General features: G+C 45.9%; 12 protein-coding genes and 3 tRNA genes. 10 read left to right on the top strand and 5 right to left on the bottom strand.

Going from position 1 to position 15,067, the window contains the following annotated elements; genetic code table 11:
• Positions 1–15: 15 nt before the first annotated feature.
• Together AB4Z08_RS29630 and AB4Z08_RS29625 are read right to left on the bottom strand one after the other, a co-directional pair.
• Entirely contained in the window at positions 16–1,920 is a 1,905-nt protein-coding gene (locus AB4Z08_RS29630; protein ID WP_441577406.1) for an Nramp family divalent metal transporter, read from the bottom strand.
• Between the two features lie 29 nt (positions 1,921–1,949).
• Entirely contained in the window at positions 1,950–2,609 is a 660-nt protein-coding gene (locus tag AB4Z08_RS29625; RefSeq protein ID WP_441577405.1) for a metal-dependent transcriptional regulator, read from the bottom strand.
• Between the two features lie 131 nt (positions 2,610–2,740).
• On the opposite strand from AB4Z08_RS29625, the gene AB4Z08_RS29620 reads away from it, so the two are divergent.
• From AB4Z08_RS29620 to AB4Z08_RS29605, 4 genes are all read left to right on the top strand, one after another.
• Positions 2,741–3,682 carry a hypothetical protein gene (locus AB4Z08_RS29620; protein ID WP_441577404.1) on the top strand — a complete coding sequence of 314 codons (942 nt, stop codon included), beginning with the start codon at positions 2,741–2,743 and terminating at the stop codon, positions 3,680–3,682.
• Between the two features lie 403 nt (positions 3,683–4,085).
• Positions 4,086–4,160 (top strand) — tRNA-Val (locus tag AB4Z08_RS29615).
• A gap of 39 nt (positions 4,161–4,199) precedes the next feature.
• A tRNA-Val gene (locus tag AB4Z08_RS29610) sits at positions 4,200–4,274 on the top strand.
• A gap of 29 nt (positions 4,275–4,303) precedes the next feature.
• Positions 4,304–4,378, top strand: a tRNA-Val gene (locus AB4Z08_RS29605).
• Positions 4,379–4,959: 581 nt separating this feature from the next.
• On the opposite strand, the gene AB4Z08_RS29600 is transcribed toward AB4Z08_RS29605, so the two are convergent.
• Together AB4Z08_RS29600 and AB4Z08_RS29595 are read right to left on the bottom strand one after the other, a co-directional pair.
• On the bottom strand, positions 4,960–5,703 hold the full coding sequence (locus tag AB4Z08_RS29600) for a hypothetical protein (protein ID WP_441577403.1): 744 nt from the start codon (positions 5,701–5,703) through the stop codon (positions 4,960–4,962).
• A gap of 189 nt (positions 5,704–5,892) precedes the next feature.
• Positions 5,893–8,034 carry a cation:proton antiporter gene (locus tag AB4Z08_RS29595; RefSeq protein WP_441577402.1) on the bottom strand — a complete coding sequence of 714 codons (2,142 nt, stop codon included), beginning with the start codon at positions 8,032–8,034 and terminating at the stop codon, positions 5,893–5,895.
• Between the two features lie 109 nt (positions 8,035–8,143).
• Between AB4Z08_RS29595 and AB4Z08_RS29590 the strand changes: the two genes are divergently transcribed.
• Genes AB4Z08_RS29590 through AB4Z08_RS29580 form a run of 3 tightly spaced genes read left to right on the top strand, consistent with a single transcriptional unit; the run spans position 8,144 to position 9,765 of the window.
• Entirely contained in the window at positions 8,144–8,452 is a 309-nt protein-coding gene (locus AB4Z08_RS29590) for an ATP-dependent Clp protease adaptor ClpS (RefSeq protein ID WP_441577401.1), read from the top strand.
• A gap of 8 nt (positions 8,453–8,460) precedes the next feature.
• Complete coding sequence (gene aat / locus AB4Z08_RS29585) at positions 8,461–9,099, top strand: leucyl/phenylalanyl-tRNA--protein transferase (RefSeq protein ID WP_441577400.1); 639 nt, start codon at positions 8,461–8,463, stop codon at positions 9,097–9,099.
• 51 nt (positions 9,100–9,150) lie between these two features.
• Positions 9,151–9,765 (top strand): DinB family protein, encoded by a 615-nt coding sequence (locus AB4Z08_RS29580; RefSeq protein ID WP_441577399.1) that lies wholly within the window; start codon positions 9,151–9,153, stop codon positions 9,763–9,765.
• Positions 9,766–9,881: 116 nt separating this feature from the next.
• Here the strand turns inward: AB4Z08_RS29580 and mtaB are convergent, their stop codons facing one another.
• Positions 9,882–11,171: a tRNA (N(6)-L-threonylcarbamoyladenosine(37)-C(2))-methylthiotransferase MtaB gene (gene mtaB, locus AB4Z08_RS29575; protein WP_441577398.1), complete on the bottom strand. Its 1,290-nt coding sequence runs from the start codon at positions 11,169–11,171 to the stop codon at positions 9,882–9,884.
• 70 nt (positions 11,172–11,241) lie between these two features.
• On the opposite strand from mtaB, the gene AB4Z08_RS29570 reads away from it, so the two are divergent.
• From AB4Z08_RS29570 to priA, 3 genes are all read left to right on the top strand, one after another.
• Positions 11,242–11,685, top strand: a complete 444-nt coding sequence (locus tag AB4Z08_RS29570; protein ID WP_441577397.1) for a DUF4258 domain-containing protein — start codon at positions 11,242–11,244, stop codon at positions 11,683–11,685.
• A 176-nt stretch (positions 11,686–11,861) separates the two neighbouring features.
• The gene (locus AB4Z08_RS29565) at positions 11,862–12,629 is read left to right on the top strand and encodes a lysophospholipid acyltransferase family protein (RefSeq protein WP_441577396.1); all 768 of its coding nucleotides are present in this window, start codon (positions 11,862–11,864) and stop codon (positions 12,627–12,629) included.
• Positions 12,626–15,067, top strand: a complete 2,442-nt coding sequence (gene priA, locus AB4Z08_RS29560) for a replication restart helicase PriA (RefSeq protein ID WP_441577395.1) — start codon at positions 12,626–12,628, stop codon at positions 15,065–15,067. The genes AB4Z08_RS29565 and priA overlap by 4 nt, the downstream gene beginning before the upstream one ends.

Genomic DNA, 15,067 nt, shown 5'->3' with positions numbered 1-15,067 from the left:
AATTTTAAACATCCATTATTTACTGCTTGCTTCCTGGTACCATTGTACCACCAGTACCGGTACTTTCACCTGATGTCTTACCTGGTTGGCTGTTTCGCCGTAAAGCCAGTCTTTAAAGCCTTTGTGCCCGTGTCCGCCCAAAACGAGGAAATCGCAGTTTTCTTCTTTTACGATGCGTGCAATTTCCCTGGCACGTCTGCGAAAGCCGAGTACACCTTTTGCTTCGATGTTGCGACTTTTCAGCAATGCCAGATAGGTGTTCAGCTGTTCCTGGTCGCGGCGTGTTTCGAGGTCATCGGAGTCGTGGCCGAAGTATTTGGCAGAGGCACTTTCCACAATATGAATGAGTACGTACTGCGTGTGTTCGTTACCGTGAGCAATGGCGTTGGTGACAATTTCCCTGTCTTTGGTAGTGAAATCGAGTGCCATAGCAATGCGGTTGTAGACCGGATTTTCCATATCGCCAAGGGATACCTGGGTAGTGTGGATGCCTGCGGCAGCATCTTCACGGTAACGGCTGCGCAGCGGGTAAATGATGGTGATGAAAAGCAGCACGATAAAACCGGCGCAACCTGCCAGTATGAGTCCATCTACCAGAATATTTCCTGTACCGGTCATATAGCTGATGGCTTCTGTAAATACCATCCGCATATTAAGGTACACCAATAAAATGGTGACGGCCCAGCTGAAAATTTTGGTGGTAGTAGAGATGGCAAAGATGCCCATAGTTTTTTTATCGCTTACAAAATGAATCAGCGGAATAATGGCGAAGCCAAGTTGCAGACTGAGTAGCACCTGGCTAAACACCAGCAGCGCGCCTACTTCGTTGTCGCCCGCAATGATGATGGTTAGCAACGCAGGGATGATGGCAAGTAGTCGGGTAATAAGTCTGCGTAACCAGGGATTGATGCGCAGTCGTAGGTAACCTTCCATTACTATTTGTCCGGCGAGGGTGCCGGTAACAGTAGAGCTCTGACCTGCCGCAATTAACGCTACCGCAAAGAGTATGGGGGCCAGTTTGCTGCCCAGCAACTGATCGAGTAATTTATGTGCGTCCTGTATTTCAGCTACATCTGTGCGTCCGCTTTTAAAGAATACGGCGGCGGCCAGTATGAGTATCGCTGCATTTACCAGGAATGCGAGGTTAAGGGCAATGGTGCTATCCAGGAAGTTCATGCGGATAGCCTGCTTAATGCCTGCATCATCTCTTTTTATTTTCCTGGTTTGTACCAGTGCGGAGTGCAGGTATAGGTTATGCGGCATAACGGTGGCGCCTATAATACCAATAGCAATATAGAGAGCGGTATTATCGGGAAGGGAAGGAATGAAGCCTTTCACTACTTCGCCCATTTGTGGTTTCACGAGGATGAGTTCTACCAGGAAGGAGGCGCCTACAATGGCTACCAGGGAGATGATAAATCCCTCCATTTTACGGATGCCGTAACGCTGCAGGATGAGCAGGAGAAAGGTATCCAGTACGGTGAGACTAACACCCCAGATGAGTGGGAGGCCGGTGAGCAACTGAATACCGATGGCCATACCGAGTACTTCTGCCAGGTCGGTGGCAGCGATGGCAATTTCTGCGAGTACGTATAAAATGAAATTGATAACAGGAGGATAAGTTTCACGGTTGGCCTGGGCGAGGTCACGGCCGCGTACAATGCCCAGGCGGGCGCTGAGACTTTGCAGTAGCAGCGCCATCAGGTTACTCATGAGGAGTACCCAAAGCAGTTTATAACCATACTGACTGCCGCCGGCCAGATCTGTGGCCCAGTTGCCGGGATCCATATAACCTACACTTACCAGATAGGCTGGCCCAAAGAAGGCGAAGATTTTTTTCCACTTGGATTTTCCGCTGGTTTCTACACTCTGATGTACCTCACTTAACGATGTTGATGAATGTGTGTGCTCGATGCTCATAGTATACTGGAGTTCCTTATTCGTAATGTTTAAACGGGTCTTACCATAATATGTTTAGCTACCTGCTCACTGATGGTGATGGCCGGATGCTGTTTCAGTTTTATTTCAATAGAGTTATCGTATTCGTAATGGGCTACAATTTCCAGCTGGGTGCCCAGCTTAATGCCTTTGGCATTCAGGAAAGCCAATAGAGCGGTAGATTGGTCGCTAACGGCCGTTACTACCAGTCTTTTAGCATTGGCCTGATCCAGCGAGGTTTGTGGTCGTGGTTTGGCCAGTTTGCCATTGGCATCCGGGATAGGGTCGCCGTGTGGGTCTATTACGGGGTTGCCCAGGAAATCACTGAGGCGGTTGGTGAGTTTTTCACTGCGTACATGTTCCAGCTCTTCCGCCAGTTCGTGTACTTCTTCCCAGCTAAAAGATAGTTTATCTACGAGGAAACATTCCCACAGGCGGTGGCGTCTTACAATTTGTAATGCTGCTTTTCTGCCTTCCGGAGATAGGATGATACCCTGGTATTTCTCATATTCGATCAGCTTTTTCTCTTTCAGCTTTTTAGCCATGTCTGTTACCGATGCCGGTTTGGTATCCAGTTCATAGGCCAGTGCATTTGTGCTCACCGCTTCATCGCCTTCCTGCAGTTTATAAATGGATTTGATATAGTTTTCCTCCGAAACCGATAAATTCATGTTATCTAAAATATTATTTAGACAAATCTAAATAATAAATCCGAACTTTTTCCTATCCGGTATGTTTTTTGATTTTTAGGGCTCACATATAAAAATTATATCTAACTTTTCGCCCAGAACTAACTTTTCTAATGAAGCGTTTCCTTTTATTATTACTGGCAATTGGTGTTTTAGCAGCCTGCAAATCGAAGAAGAAGCCAGGCAGTGGCGATGAACCAATGACATTTGAAGACTTCCAGGCATTATTTACGCCTGGCACCCTGCCTTATAAGCTCACAGCTGATACGCTGCAGCTGGAAATGGCGGACTCCCTGGCACTGGACACTGCAGCGATGCGGTTTTTAACAGATACGCTGACCAAAGGTGATTTCTCCAAAAGTGAAAAGGTGGACTACTTTCCCCTGCAACGTATCCCCGGCAATGCTGTGAATTATATGGTGGTAAAGGCGGAAGGGAAGTCACAGTCAGTCGGCTATCTCTGCTTCCTGAACAAGAAAGGGAAATACCTGAACCGGATCCGTGTAGCCAATACCGGTAGTCCGGACGGCACGCTGATGTCATTGCAGCTGGACAGCAAAAATGTGATTAAAATCAGCAGCGAGAAAAGGCTCTCCGGTACCCGTAGTGCCCTGAAAGAGGACTTCTATATGGTAAATGCAGATGGCACCGTAACGCTCATTATGACTAACTCTAACGGGCCAACGAATGCCGGGCAGATATTTAACCCTATTGACACCCTGCCACGCAAGAATAAATTTTCCGGTGATTACACTTCCGGAGATATGAACATTGTATCTATCCGGGATGGGGAAGATGGAAAGACTTTCCAGTTCTTTATTACTTTCACAAAAGATAATGGTAACTGTAAAGGAGAACTGAGCGGTAAAGGTCATTATTTAGCGGGCAACAGGGGAGAATACAAAGACAAAGAATCTTCCTGTGGGATTTCATTTCAGTTTTCATCCGGCCGTGTAAATATCCGTGAAATTGGCGGCTGTGGCGCGTATAGAGGCATTAAATGTTTCTTTGAAGGTGGCTTTGTGAAAAAAGCGGAGAAGAAGAAAAAGAAGTAAGGAGTGTACTTATCAGCTTAGGCTGAAGCGTATTTAAATGAATAAAATTTGTTGACAGGGCTGGCCGGTTAAAGGCCGGCCCTGTTTTATTTAATGCAGTTGATTATAACAAGATGCATGTACTTCTTCATCCACTGTTTTTTATCTTCCCAAACAGTGGTCTTACCTGCACATTATTGATGCAAAATATATGTAAGTGCAAAAGCATGTGCTCTTTTTTATTTCAGAAAATTGAAATTTTATTTTCCCTGAAATGTTTTGTGGTAAAGGGTTTGGGATCTGTTTGTCTGTATGTGTTCAACTCATTTTTTACTCTTTTTTCAAAAAATATTTGGTAGAATAAGAATAGTTTATACCTTTGCAATCCCATCGAACAAAAGGGACGATCGGTAAGAAACAAAAAGGGAGCTTAGCTCAGCTGGTTCAGAGCATCTGCCTTACAAGCAGAGGGTCACTGGTTCGAATCCAGTAGCTCCCACATCCGTTTTTTTGACATTTTTTTCCAAAGATCTTTAGAGGGAGCTTAGCTCAGCTGGTTCAGAGCATCTGCCTTACAAGCAGAGGGTCACTGGTTCGAATCCAGTAGCTCCCACACTACATCACACACCCTTAAAGATCTTCGGGAGCTTAGCTCAGCTGGTTCAGAGCATCTGCCTTACAAGCAGAGGGTCACTGGTTCGAATCCAGTAGCTCCCACACTACACACAAATTGAAAAGGTCCTGCAGAAATGCGGGACCTTTTTAGCTTTTAGGCATCAGCTTTTAGCTTTTAGAAAAAATGCAGCGGAGATAGCAATATATACTATGGATCAAGCTGAAAGCTTGGGGATAGTGTGAATTTTAAGCATACAGTTTAGTCAATCTATAAAGGAAAAATGCTACAGCTCTAAGCCTGCCAGCTGCACGAAAGCCTTCATTACGGATATTTTAGAATGACTTTTATCTTCGTTGTCTCTAAATACGCTTTTAAGATATAGTGCATTAAGCCCCCATCATTATAGTCAGCATTACCTTTTCATTATGTAGCATCCGGCTATGCTATGCCTAGCACCCGCTTAGTACCTATAGAAGCCCTGCAGGAGAGGTGGACTTGATGCGGGGATGAGTTCAGGGTGTATAACGGGGATGAAATTGCATCAGCAAATGGATGGAGGTCAGCACTGGCCATAGCAGGGCTGCTTCCCTATTAGGGGGTAGCTGCGGAAAGAGATATATTATTTAAAGGAAGCAGGTATAAAGGGTTTATTCATCAAAATATCTCCGGGGGCAGGAGCGCTTTATTCCAGTTGAATGACGGCTGGATATGCGTGTGTATAGGTAAGTTTGGGAAGCAATTTCGTCCGCTTGGGGTAAGTGCGTTTATGAGCATATTTAGGTACCTGTGGCGCTGCCACCGCAATAATATCGGCGGCCATATATTGTCTGTTGCCGGATGGGCCGTCTTTGTATAGGGCTCTTACCTGGAAAACGACTACCAGTGAACCTTCTCCGGGTACATCCAGCGAAACATTTGTTTCCTGGAAAGTAGTATCGGAATCTATTATTAGCGTCACCGTTTCGCTACCCGCCACCTGACGTGATATAAAATCAATACGCGTTGCGATCACTTTTACTTCCAGTGCAGCAATGCCTTTATACCCGGCGATGGTTTGTGCGGGAATATTTAATACCCCGTTAGGGAAAAGGCGGGGTGCCACCGTAAAAAAACGATCTACGCCGGTATGCTGATTGAATCGGAAGCCTGTGATGGCTTCGTGATGATCGCCGGCAGCAATGAGTACCCTGTTGAGCCGATTGATGTGGCCACCATCGCAATGGATATCCAGGTGGCCGTAGAAAGCCTTACGGATAAAAGCGCCTTTCCTGCTGGCGATGCCAAAGCGCCTGGATGCGCGGCGGGTAGCAGCCGTTTGCTGCACGCTTTCGGGCATGCTGCGCAGAAAGTAGTTGCCATTGCGCTTATACCCAATGAGAGGGCCGAGTTTTCCCGTAAAGGGAATGACAGACATTTGTTTTGCCATGGGAGATTATTTTGATTACTATAAATATAACACAATCCAGGGGAACCTGTTTCCGGGGCAAATTGAAGATTAGCTTTTAGCCATTAGCTTTTAGCTTTTAGAAAAAATGCAGCGGAGATAAACATATATACTATGTTCTCCGCTGCATTTTTTCTAAAAGCTAAAAGCTAATGGCTAAAAGCTAATTCGCTATTTCTTAAATATCCGCTTCACGGCTTTGCCCAGTTTATTCAGATTTGCAATTTGTTCCTGTATAGGCGCCAGTGTGAGATCTTCCGGTTGGAGGCCCGCCTCCAGTGAATTAAATTCTCTTTGTTCAGGATATAGCAGGATCACGTTATTATCTTTAAAATGACGCTCCAGTTTAGCCGGAATGCTGTCCATGTAGGCATGATAGGAAAGCGTGCTTTTACGAGCAGTAACCACTACTACCAGGTCATCGCGGGTGATTTCCCTGGAAAGAATCAGGAAGTCTTCTATGGTATCAAACTGACGGAAGCTGAGATCTACGCTCATTTTGGACTTCTCGGCAAATGCTTCTGTAATCACCTGTGTTTTTGCACTACAGAATACCAGCAGCCGGGCGCCCGCCTGTTTGGCCAGCATAAACATTTTTTGCAGGTAATGCAGGAAGCCCAGTTCGTACTCGGCATTGGGCGGCATCACCAGCACCATTTTCTTGGTGGTGTTTAGGGGAGAATGGAAGTTACACACATATACTGTTTCCCATACCCGTTGTAGTACGTTATCAAGTGTAGTTCCAAAGATGTTGCCCAGCCAGCGGTCGGTGGTGCTGGGTCTGTCTGTCCAGCCCAAAACCACATCACTGATCAGCAATTCTTTCGTTGCCCGGGTAATACCGTCAGATACGTTCAGATCTATACGGGTCACTACCTGTACGGGGCTTTCGGTGGCGGCAGCATGAATCACCGCCTTTTCCAGCATCTTATTGGTGAGTTGTATTTTTTCCTTCGCCTCCTCATTATCCTGTACCACAGCCAATGGATAAATAGGGGTAGAAGTACTGGTATCCTTGATCATCACGGCAAAGTCGAGGAGTGCTTCAATACGGTCCGGGTTAGACACGGGTACCAATATACGTTCCGGTTGCTCCGGTGTATCCGGCTTGCTCTCAGCTTCCTGGATTGCCAGCCGGCGGCCGGCATTTTCTGTCACAAAAGATCCCACCAGGCAGGTGATCAGGATGAGGATGACGGTACCGTTCAGTACATGCTCATCTACAATCCCCATATTGTAACCAATGAGTATTACTGCAATGGTGGCAGCAGCGTGCGCACTGCTCAAACCAAATATGACATTACGTTGGGTAGGACTGTATTTAAAAACGAGCTGGGTGAAAAATGCTGCCAGCCATTTGCTGCTGAGTGCCATGATGGTGAGTGCACCTGCAATGATGAGGGCTTCGGGACCTTTGAGTAGTACCCGCAGATCTACCAGCATGCCCACACTGATCAGGAAAAAAGGAATGAACAGGGCATTGCCTACAAATTCAATACGGTTCATCAACGGGGAGGTATGCGGTATGAGCTGGTTCAGTGCCAGCCCTGCCAGGAATGCCCCGATAATACCTTCTACGCCAGCCAGTTCGGCCAGAAATGCGGATGCAAATACCAATGCCAGCACAAATATGAAATGCGAGGTTTTATCGTCCTTTATTTTCTTAAAAAACCATCTGCCGAGCATTGGCATCAGCCAGAGGATAATAACGGCAAAAATGGTCAGGGAAATGCCCAAACGCACCCAAAAATAAGTATTCAGGTTGCCTGCCTGTGCTCCGGTGATGATGGCCAGTATCAGCAATACGGCTGTATCGGTGATAATAGTGCCGCCCACCGCTACGGTAACGGCTTCGTTTTTAGTGATGCCCAGTCTGCTGGCCAGTGGATAGGCCACCAGGGTATGTGTGGCAAACATGCTGGAAACCAGCAGGGTAGCCATAAAGTTAAAATGCAGTACATAGGTGCATACCACAAACCCCATGGTCAGCGGTATGAAAAAGGTGAAAGCTCCGAATACCATGCTGCGGTAGCGGTTTTTACGAAACTCCGTCATATCCAGTTCCAGGCCCGCCAGGAACATAATATATAATAACCCTGCTTTGGCAAACAGGTCAATACTGCCTTTTTCAATGATTTTGAAACCGTGGTCTCCTATCAGCATGCCCGCTATGATCAACCCTATAATGCTGGGTATCCGCAGCTTGCGCAGGAGAATAGGTGCCAGCAGTATAATAAACAATACCAGCGAAAAGATCGGTACAGGATCTTTCAGCGGTAAATTCGTATCCATCAGTAAAACCAGTCCTTTCATTATAACCATTTTTTATGCTCAGATGTATGCCAAAATCGATAACTCCAGCTTTAAATATGGATAAATTAACGAATAATCCATGTAATTTTGTGTAAAGCTTTTTTAAAAGATGAGCGATCGTACAAGTACAAAAGGATTACCTGAAGAAGAGGTAGACGTGCTGGTGGCGGAAGATGAGCAATATCCGTTTAGCCTGGTAGTCTGGAATGATGAAGTAAATACATTTGATTGGGTCATATCTTCCCTGATGGAGGTTTGTGGGCATACGCATGAGCAGGCAGAGCAATGTGCCATGATTATCCACTTTAACGGAAAATATGCCGTAAAACAGGGTGAATACATCAAGCTACGCCCTTTATGTGAAGCTTTGCAGGAAAGAGGGCTGAGTGTTACGATTGAAGAAATGGCAGGCAGCTGATCCGCGATATGTCCGTTTTTCGCCTTAACAAACAACTGATATTTCCTCCTGTACAGCTCTCTGAGCCAGACGGATTGCTTGCTGTGGGCGGTGATTTATCGGTAGATAGATTGTTGCTGGCCTACCGCTCCGGTATCTTCCCCTGGTATGATGAACCACCCATTCTGTGGTGGAGCCCCGATCCCCGCTTTGTATTATTCCCCGATGAACTGAAAGTATCTGCCAGTATGAAGCAGGTGCTGCGCAAAAAAATATTCCGTATTTCCTTTAATGAAGATTTTGCCGGTGTAATTTCCCGTTGCAGCAGTATTCCGCGCGAAGGTCAAACCGGTACCTGGATCACGCCTGAAATGCAGGCTGCCTATATACGTTTACATAAAGCAGGACATGCGATGTCAGTAGAGTGCTGGCAGGATGATCAGTTGGTAGGTGGTCTTTATGGTGTTAGAACGGGTCCCTTCTTCTTTGGAGAATCCATGTTTGCAGATGTCAGCAATGCCTCTAAAGCAGCTTTTATCACCTTTGTGCAAACTTATGCAGCCGAATTAAAAATGATCGATTGCCAGGTCCATACCACTCATCTGGCCTCTTTAGGTGCAGGTTTTATTACCCGGGAAGAATTTCTGGAGATCATTGGTTTTTCGTAACTTACCTGGCTACTTATTGACTCCAATTTCCTGGCACTAAAAAATTTATCCATGATGAAAAAACTATGGCTGTTGCTATCCGTAGCAACGTTCTCCGGCTTTATAGCTCCGGGGCCAGCTGTGAAAACAGTAAAGGACGATAAAACACTACTTCTTACCCAACTACAAGAAACCAGGGACAATCTCCTGAAAGATGTTCAGGGACTCACAGATGCGCAGCTGGAATACAAAACTGCCCCTGATCGCTGGTCAGTAATTGAATGTGTAGAACACGTTACACTCATAGAAAAAGCGATCATGGAAGGTGAGCAACACCTGGTGCAACAACCTGCCAATCCAGAAAGAAGAAAAGACATTAAAGCCTCTGATGAGCAGATCATCAAAGGAGTGGAAGACCGCAGCCACAAAGTAAAAGCACCAGAGTTTGGGGTGCCGAAACACGGCTATTCTTCCAATGCGGAAGCCATTAAAAATTTTACTGAATCCAGGAATAAACTCATTGAATACGTCACCAACACCAAAGATGACCTGCGCAATCATGTAATGGATCACCCGGTGTTAGGCCCTATTGATGCGTATCAGCTATTATTACTGGATGCTGCACATACCAACAGGCATACACAACAGTTGGAAGAAGTAAAAGCAGACCCCGGATTCCCGAAATAGCGAACCAGCAGTTAGCCATTAGCTTTTAGCTTTTAGAAAAAATGCAGCGGAGAACATAGTATATATGTTTATCTCCGCTGCATTTTTTCTAAAAGCTAAAAGCTAATGGCTAACTGCTATCTCAGTTCCCAGTCTATGATTTGATTATGCCATTCCTGACGGAAAGGTGTTGTTACTTTCACATAATTATCCGTGTAGCCTTCCATCATACCATCTTTTCCCAGTGATTCGAACAATACCTTTCTTGTTTGACCAAGATGTTGTTCGTTGAAGAACTGTTGTTTTTTATGACTGAGATTACGCAGCATTTTGTTGCGTTCATTACGTATGTGAACAGGCACTATTGGTTTTATTTCCAGTGCATGTGTATTGGCACGTTCAGAGTAGGTGAATACGTGGAGATAGGATACATCCAGTTCATTCAGGAAGTCGTAAGTTTCCCGGAAGTGTGCATCACTTTCGGAAGGGAATCCTACGATCACATCTACGCCGATGGCGCAGTGTGGCATGAATTGTTTGATCAGTGCTACTTTTTCTGCATACAGTTCACGGCGGTAACGGCGGCGCATCAGGCCGAGTATATCATTGCTGCCGCTCTGTAACGGAATATGAAAATGAGGCATGAACTTACGGCTGTTTGCCACAAATTCGATGATCTCATTGGTCAGCAAATTAGGTTCAATAGAGGAGATACGGTAGCGGGAAATACCATCTACCTGGTCTAATGCCTGTGCCAGTTCAAAAAATGACTCTTCTCTTTTCTTGCCACCTTCAAATCCTTTTCCAAAATCGCCCAGGTTTACGCCGGTGAGCACAATTTCTTTTACACCGGTAGCTGCCAGTGTATGGGCATGTTCTACCACATTGGCAACACTATCACTGCGGCTTTTACCTCTGGCCATGGGAATGGTGCAGAAAGCGCAGGTATAGTCACAGCCATCCTGCACTTTCAGGAAAGTACGGGTTCGGTCGTTCAGGGAATAAGAGGCATGAAAACTATTGACATCCTCAATGTCGCAGGAACAGATTTTAGTACTGTCTCCCTTGGTGAGTGTTTTGAGGTGTTCGGCGATATTGAATTTTTCTGCAGCACCTAATACCAGGTCCACGCCTTCTATGGAGGCAATTTCTTCTGGTTTCAGCTGTGCATAGCAACCGGTGATGACTACCATGCTGCCTGGTGCGCGGCGCTGTATGCGGCGTACCAGCATACGGCATTCCTTATCAGCATTATCTGTTACCGAACAGGTGTTGATAACATATACATCTGCTGTATTATCAAATTCTGTTTTTACAAACCCATCCTGTTCCAGCAACCTGCTCAAAGTGGAGGTTTCTGAAAAATTCAGCTTACAGCCGAGTGTATGAAATGCTACTGTTTTTACCTGTTCCATAAAGGGAGGCAAAGGTAGGAACTTTTTATGTCATAGTTAGGTAAGGAATTTTGACTATTTTGCGCCGCGTTCTATTGTCATTATGAAGTCCATACAAAAATATCTCCCCGTTTTACTCTTGTCATTATTACTGCTGGCCGGATGGCAGCAGAAATGGTGGAAGAACTCGGTTACACCTCCTGCTCCCGGCAGCAGACCGGTAATTGCCAGGGGATCTGTTAATAATCCACCTATTGCCGGAGAAGCCATTAACCGTCATGCTCACCTGGAATATACAAAACATGCCATTTGTCGGATGGGTTGCCGTCAGGTGACTAAGAAGGAAGTGGAGGAAATTCTCGCATCGGGTGAAATAAACGCGGAGAAATCCAATCCCGTTGACCATCCATGCCCTACCTATGCACTGGAAGGATATTCCAGTGAAGGACAGCACCTGCGGGTTGTCTTTGCCCCCTGCGATACCGGAAACGCCAAAGTAATTACCTGTATAGATCTCGACAAAGACTGGAGCTGCAATTGCGATTGAGCAGAAGACATAAGGCGGAAAGCAAAAAGCGATTAAAGCGAATCTCTGAGGGGGGATTCACTTTACATGCTGCTTATCCGCTCTGGTGATCCGCTTTAATAGCTTTTTGCTTTTTGCTTTCCGCTTTATCCTTTCCCTATTTTGTCGTAGTTTTCCGCTATAATTGAGAGGCGTTTATGAATTTTCTATTGAAACCGTTGCGTGTTATTTATGTGATATACGCCGCTGCCACCTTCCTTGGTATTATGTTTTTAATATTGCCGCCTATTTTCCTGGCCTCTTTACTGGGCAGGCAAAAGGGTGGAAACATTATATTTTATTTTCTGCGCTTCTGGGCGCATACCTGGTTTCCGTTGGTAGGCATGTGGGTAACCCGTAAATACGAATGTGAACGCGACAACGATCCCTGCATTTATGTGGTGAATCACCGCTCTTACCTGGATGCAGCCATTGCGGTAAAAGTGATGCGCCTGCCTTTTCGCCCTTTAGGTAAGGTGGAAATGTCTAAGATCCCTTTCTTCGGATTTATCTATAAAAATTCTGTAGTACCGGTAGATCGCTCTAATGCAGCTGCACGGGCCAGAAGTGTACGTGAAATGATGACCGCATTGAAAGCTGGTATCTCTATACTCGTATTTCCGGAAGGAACAACGAATGAAAGCGATCAGCCACTGCGTCCTTTCCATAATGGTGCTTTCCGTATGGCCATTGAATTGCAGATGCCTATTAAACCAGTGCTGTACCTCGATGCAGGCCACCGCCTGCCGCACAAAGGCCCCATGCATATCAGCCCGGGCAAATGCCGTGTAGTATTCCTGCCAGCCATCCCTGTAAAAGGAATGACAATGGAAGATATCAATACGCTCAAACAACAGGTGTTTGATGTCATGGACACCGAATTACGCAAGTATCATAAATATCCAACCCTGCAGCCGATAGGATGAAATACGCAGATGTAATATTGCCGTTGGCTTTACCCAGAAATTATACATATGCTGTTCCTGAAAACATGGAATCCGCCCTCAAAGTCGGTAGCCGCGTAGCAGTGCAGCTGGGTAAACAGAAGAAGTATGCAGGGATTGTAAAAACAATTCATGAGCAGGCGCCTCCCTATAAAACCAAGCCACTGTTGGATATGCTGGATGCCGATCCGGTCGTATATCCTACACAGTTAGCTTTCTGGACCTGGGTAGCCTCCTATTATATGTGTACAGAAGGAGAGGTGTTGAATGCTGCACTTCCCGCTCACCTCAAGCTTTCCAGCGAAACCCTCCTGCTTTTCAACGATGCCTACGGTGATGATTTTACGGCGTTGGATGATGATGAATATCTCATTGCAGAAGCGCTCCACATCCGCAAAGAGCTGCGTATTGAAGAAGTACAGATGATCCTGGATAAATCAGAAGTATATTCTGTCATCAAAAAACTGATAGAGAAAAAAGTATTGCTGGTATATGAGGAGTTAAAAGAAGCATATAGAGAGAAGAAAGAAAACTATGTGCAACTGCACGCTGAGTACCAGGAAGAAGAACAACTGGCAGCGCTGTTCAATGATATGGGACGCGCACCCAAACAAATGGAACTGCTGTTGGCCTATCTTCATTTACTGAAAACACAAGGCAGTGTATTACAAAACGAATTACTGAAAAAGTCCGGTGCTACTACTGCACAACTGAAAGGACTGGTAGATAAAAATATTCTCTGGGTAGAGAAGCGCACAGTAGATCGTGTTCCCACCGGTAAGGTAGATACACAGATCGATTTTGACCTGAGCCCTGCACAGGAAACGGCTCTCGCCGAAGTACGTACCCATTTTAAAGATAAGCAGGTAACCCTGTTGCATGGCGTAACTTCCAGTGGTAAAACGCAGGTATATGTGAAGATGATGGAGGAATGTCTGGCCAACGGAAAACAGGTGCTGTACCTGTTGCCCGAGATTGGACTGACTGCACAAATCATACGCCGGCTGCAGAAACATTTTGGCAGCAGCATAGGTATCTATCATTCCCGTTTTAACAACAATGAGCGGGTAGAAATATGGAACAAGGTAAAAACAGGCGAGATACAAATTATACTGGGCGCACGTTCCAGCCTGTTGTTGCCGTTTAAAGATCTGGGCCTCATCATACTTGATGAAGAACATGATTCTTCCTACAAACAGCAGGACCCTGCTCCCCGCTATCATGCAAGAGATGCGGCCATCTATTACGCGGCCCTGTTCAAAGCCAAGGTGCTGCTGGGTTCCGCTACACCTTCCCTGGAATCATATTATAATGCACAACAGGGAAAGTACGGACTGGTAGAACTGAATGAACGTTTCGGTGGGGTAGAGATGCCTGCTATTGAAATAGTAGACATTAAAAAGGAAATGGCGGAAAAGACCATGGACGGCAACTTCACGGAAGCGTTGAAGCATGCCATTGGGCAAAGCCTGGCAGATGGCAAACAGGTAATCCTGTTCCAGAACCGCCGTGGATATGCTCCTTTCCTGTTATGTACCACCTGTGGTACTATCCCGCATTGTAAACAATGTGATGTATCGCTGACCTATCACCGCAACCAGGATAAGCTTACCTGTCACTATTGTGGTACCCGTTATCCATATGTGCATACCTGCGTAGCCTGTGGCTCACAAACGCTGGAGCCTAAAAGTTTTGGTACGGAAAAAATTGAAGACGACCTCCAACAGATTTTTCCGGAAGCCCGTATTGCCCGTATGGACGTGGATTCCGTCCGGAACAAGGATAGTCATAATAAATTGATTCAACTGCTGGAAGAACGCAGTATTGATATACTGGTAGGTACCCAGATGGTGGTGAAGGGACTTGATTTTGAAAACGTGAACCTGGTAGGTATCCTGAGCGCCGACAACTTACTGGGCTTTCCTGACTTCCGGGTAAATGAAAGGGCGTTTCAGCTGATGGAGCAGGTGAGCGGCCGTGCCGGCCGTAAACATGGTATGGGTAAGGTATTAATACAGGCCAGCAACACGCGGCATCCGGTATTGCACTATGTAATGGCACATGATTATAAAGCCATGTATGCTGCTGAAATTGAAGAAAGACAGGTGTTTAGTTATCCACCGTTTTTCCGGTTACTGAAGTTAACTATCCGCCATAAAAATCAGCAGGTAGCAGAACAGGCTGCATTGATTCTGGCCAGCTGGTTGCAGCCGCATATTGCTACACAACTGGTGGGTCCCGCCGCCCCATTGGTGGCCAGGGTACGTAATAACTATCTGCAGGAAATGCTGATTAAACTACCCCGTGAAGCCCGAATGATAGCGCATATCAAACAGGTACTGCAGGAATTTATTATACAGCTGAAAATGGAGAAAAAGTTCCGCTCTGTGGTGATTATACCGGATGTGGATGGTGTATAG

The sequence above is a fragment of the Chitinophaga sp. RAB17 genome, assembly GCF_052114225.1.
Classification (GTDB): Bacteria; Bacteroidota; Bacteroidia; order Chitinophagales; family Chitinophagaceae; genus Chitinophaga.
Note: the sequence above shows the minus strand (reverse complement) of the source record. Positions and strands in the feature narration are given on the sequence as shown.

What these genes read in the sequence shown, in the direction of transcription:
- AB4Z08_RS29630 (WP_441577406.1), bottom strand. Translation starts at nt 1,920, where the DNA reads ATGAGCATCGAGCACACACATTCATCAACATCGTTAAGTGAGGTACAT.
- AB4Z08_RS29625 (WP_441577405.1), bottom strand. Translation starts at nt 2,609, where the DNA reads ATGAATTTATCGGTTTCGGAGGAAAACTATATCAAATCCATTTATAAA.
- AB4Z08_RS29620 (WP_441577404.1), top strand. Translation starts at nt 2,741, where the DNA reads ATGAAGCGTTTCCTTTTATTATTACTGGCAATTGGTGTTTTAGCAGCC.
- AB4Z08_RS29600 (WP_441577403.1), bottom strand. Translation starts at nt 5,703, where the DNA reads ATGGCAAAACAAATGTCTGTCATTCCCTTTACGGGAAAACTCGGCCCT.
- AB4Z08_RS29595 (WP_441577402.1), bottom strand. Translation starts at nt 8,034, where the DNA reads ATGAAAGGACTGGTTTTACTGATGGATACGAATTTACCGCTGAAAGAT.
- AB4Z08_RS29590 (WP_441577401.1), top strand. Translation starts at nt 8,144, where the DNA reads ATGAGCGATCGTACAAGTACAAAAGGATTACCTGAAGAAGAGGTAGAC.
- aat (WP_441577400.1), top strand. Translation starts at nt 8,461, where the DNA reads ATGTCCGTTTTTCGCCTTAACAAACAACTGATATTTCCTCCTGTACAG.
- AB4Z08_RS29580 (WP_441577399.1), top strand. Translation starts at nt 9,151, where the DNA reads ATGATGAAAAAACTATGGCTGTTGCTATCCGTAGCAACGTTCTCCGGC.
- AB4Z08_RS29570 (WP_441577397.1), top strand. Translation starts at nt 11,242, where the DNA reads ATGAAGTCCATACAAAAATATCTCCCCGTTTTACTCTTGTCATTATTA.
- AB4Z08_RS29565 (WP_441577396.1), top strand. Translation starts at nt 11,862, where the DNA reads ATGAATTTTCTATTGAAACCGTTGCGTGTTATTTATGTGATATACGCC.
- priA (WP_441577395.1), top strand. Translation starts at nt 12,626, where the DNA reads ATGAAATACGCAGATGTAATATTGCCGTTGGCTTTACCCAGAAATTAT.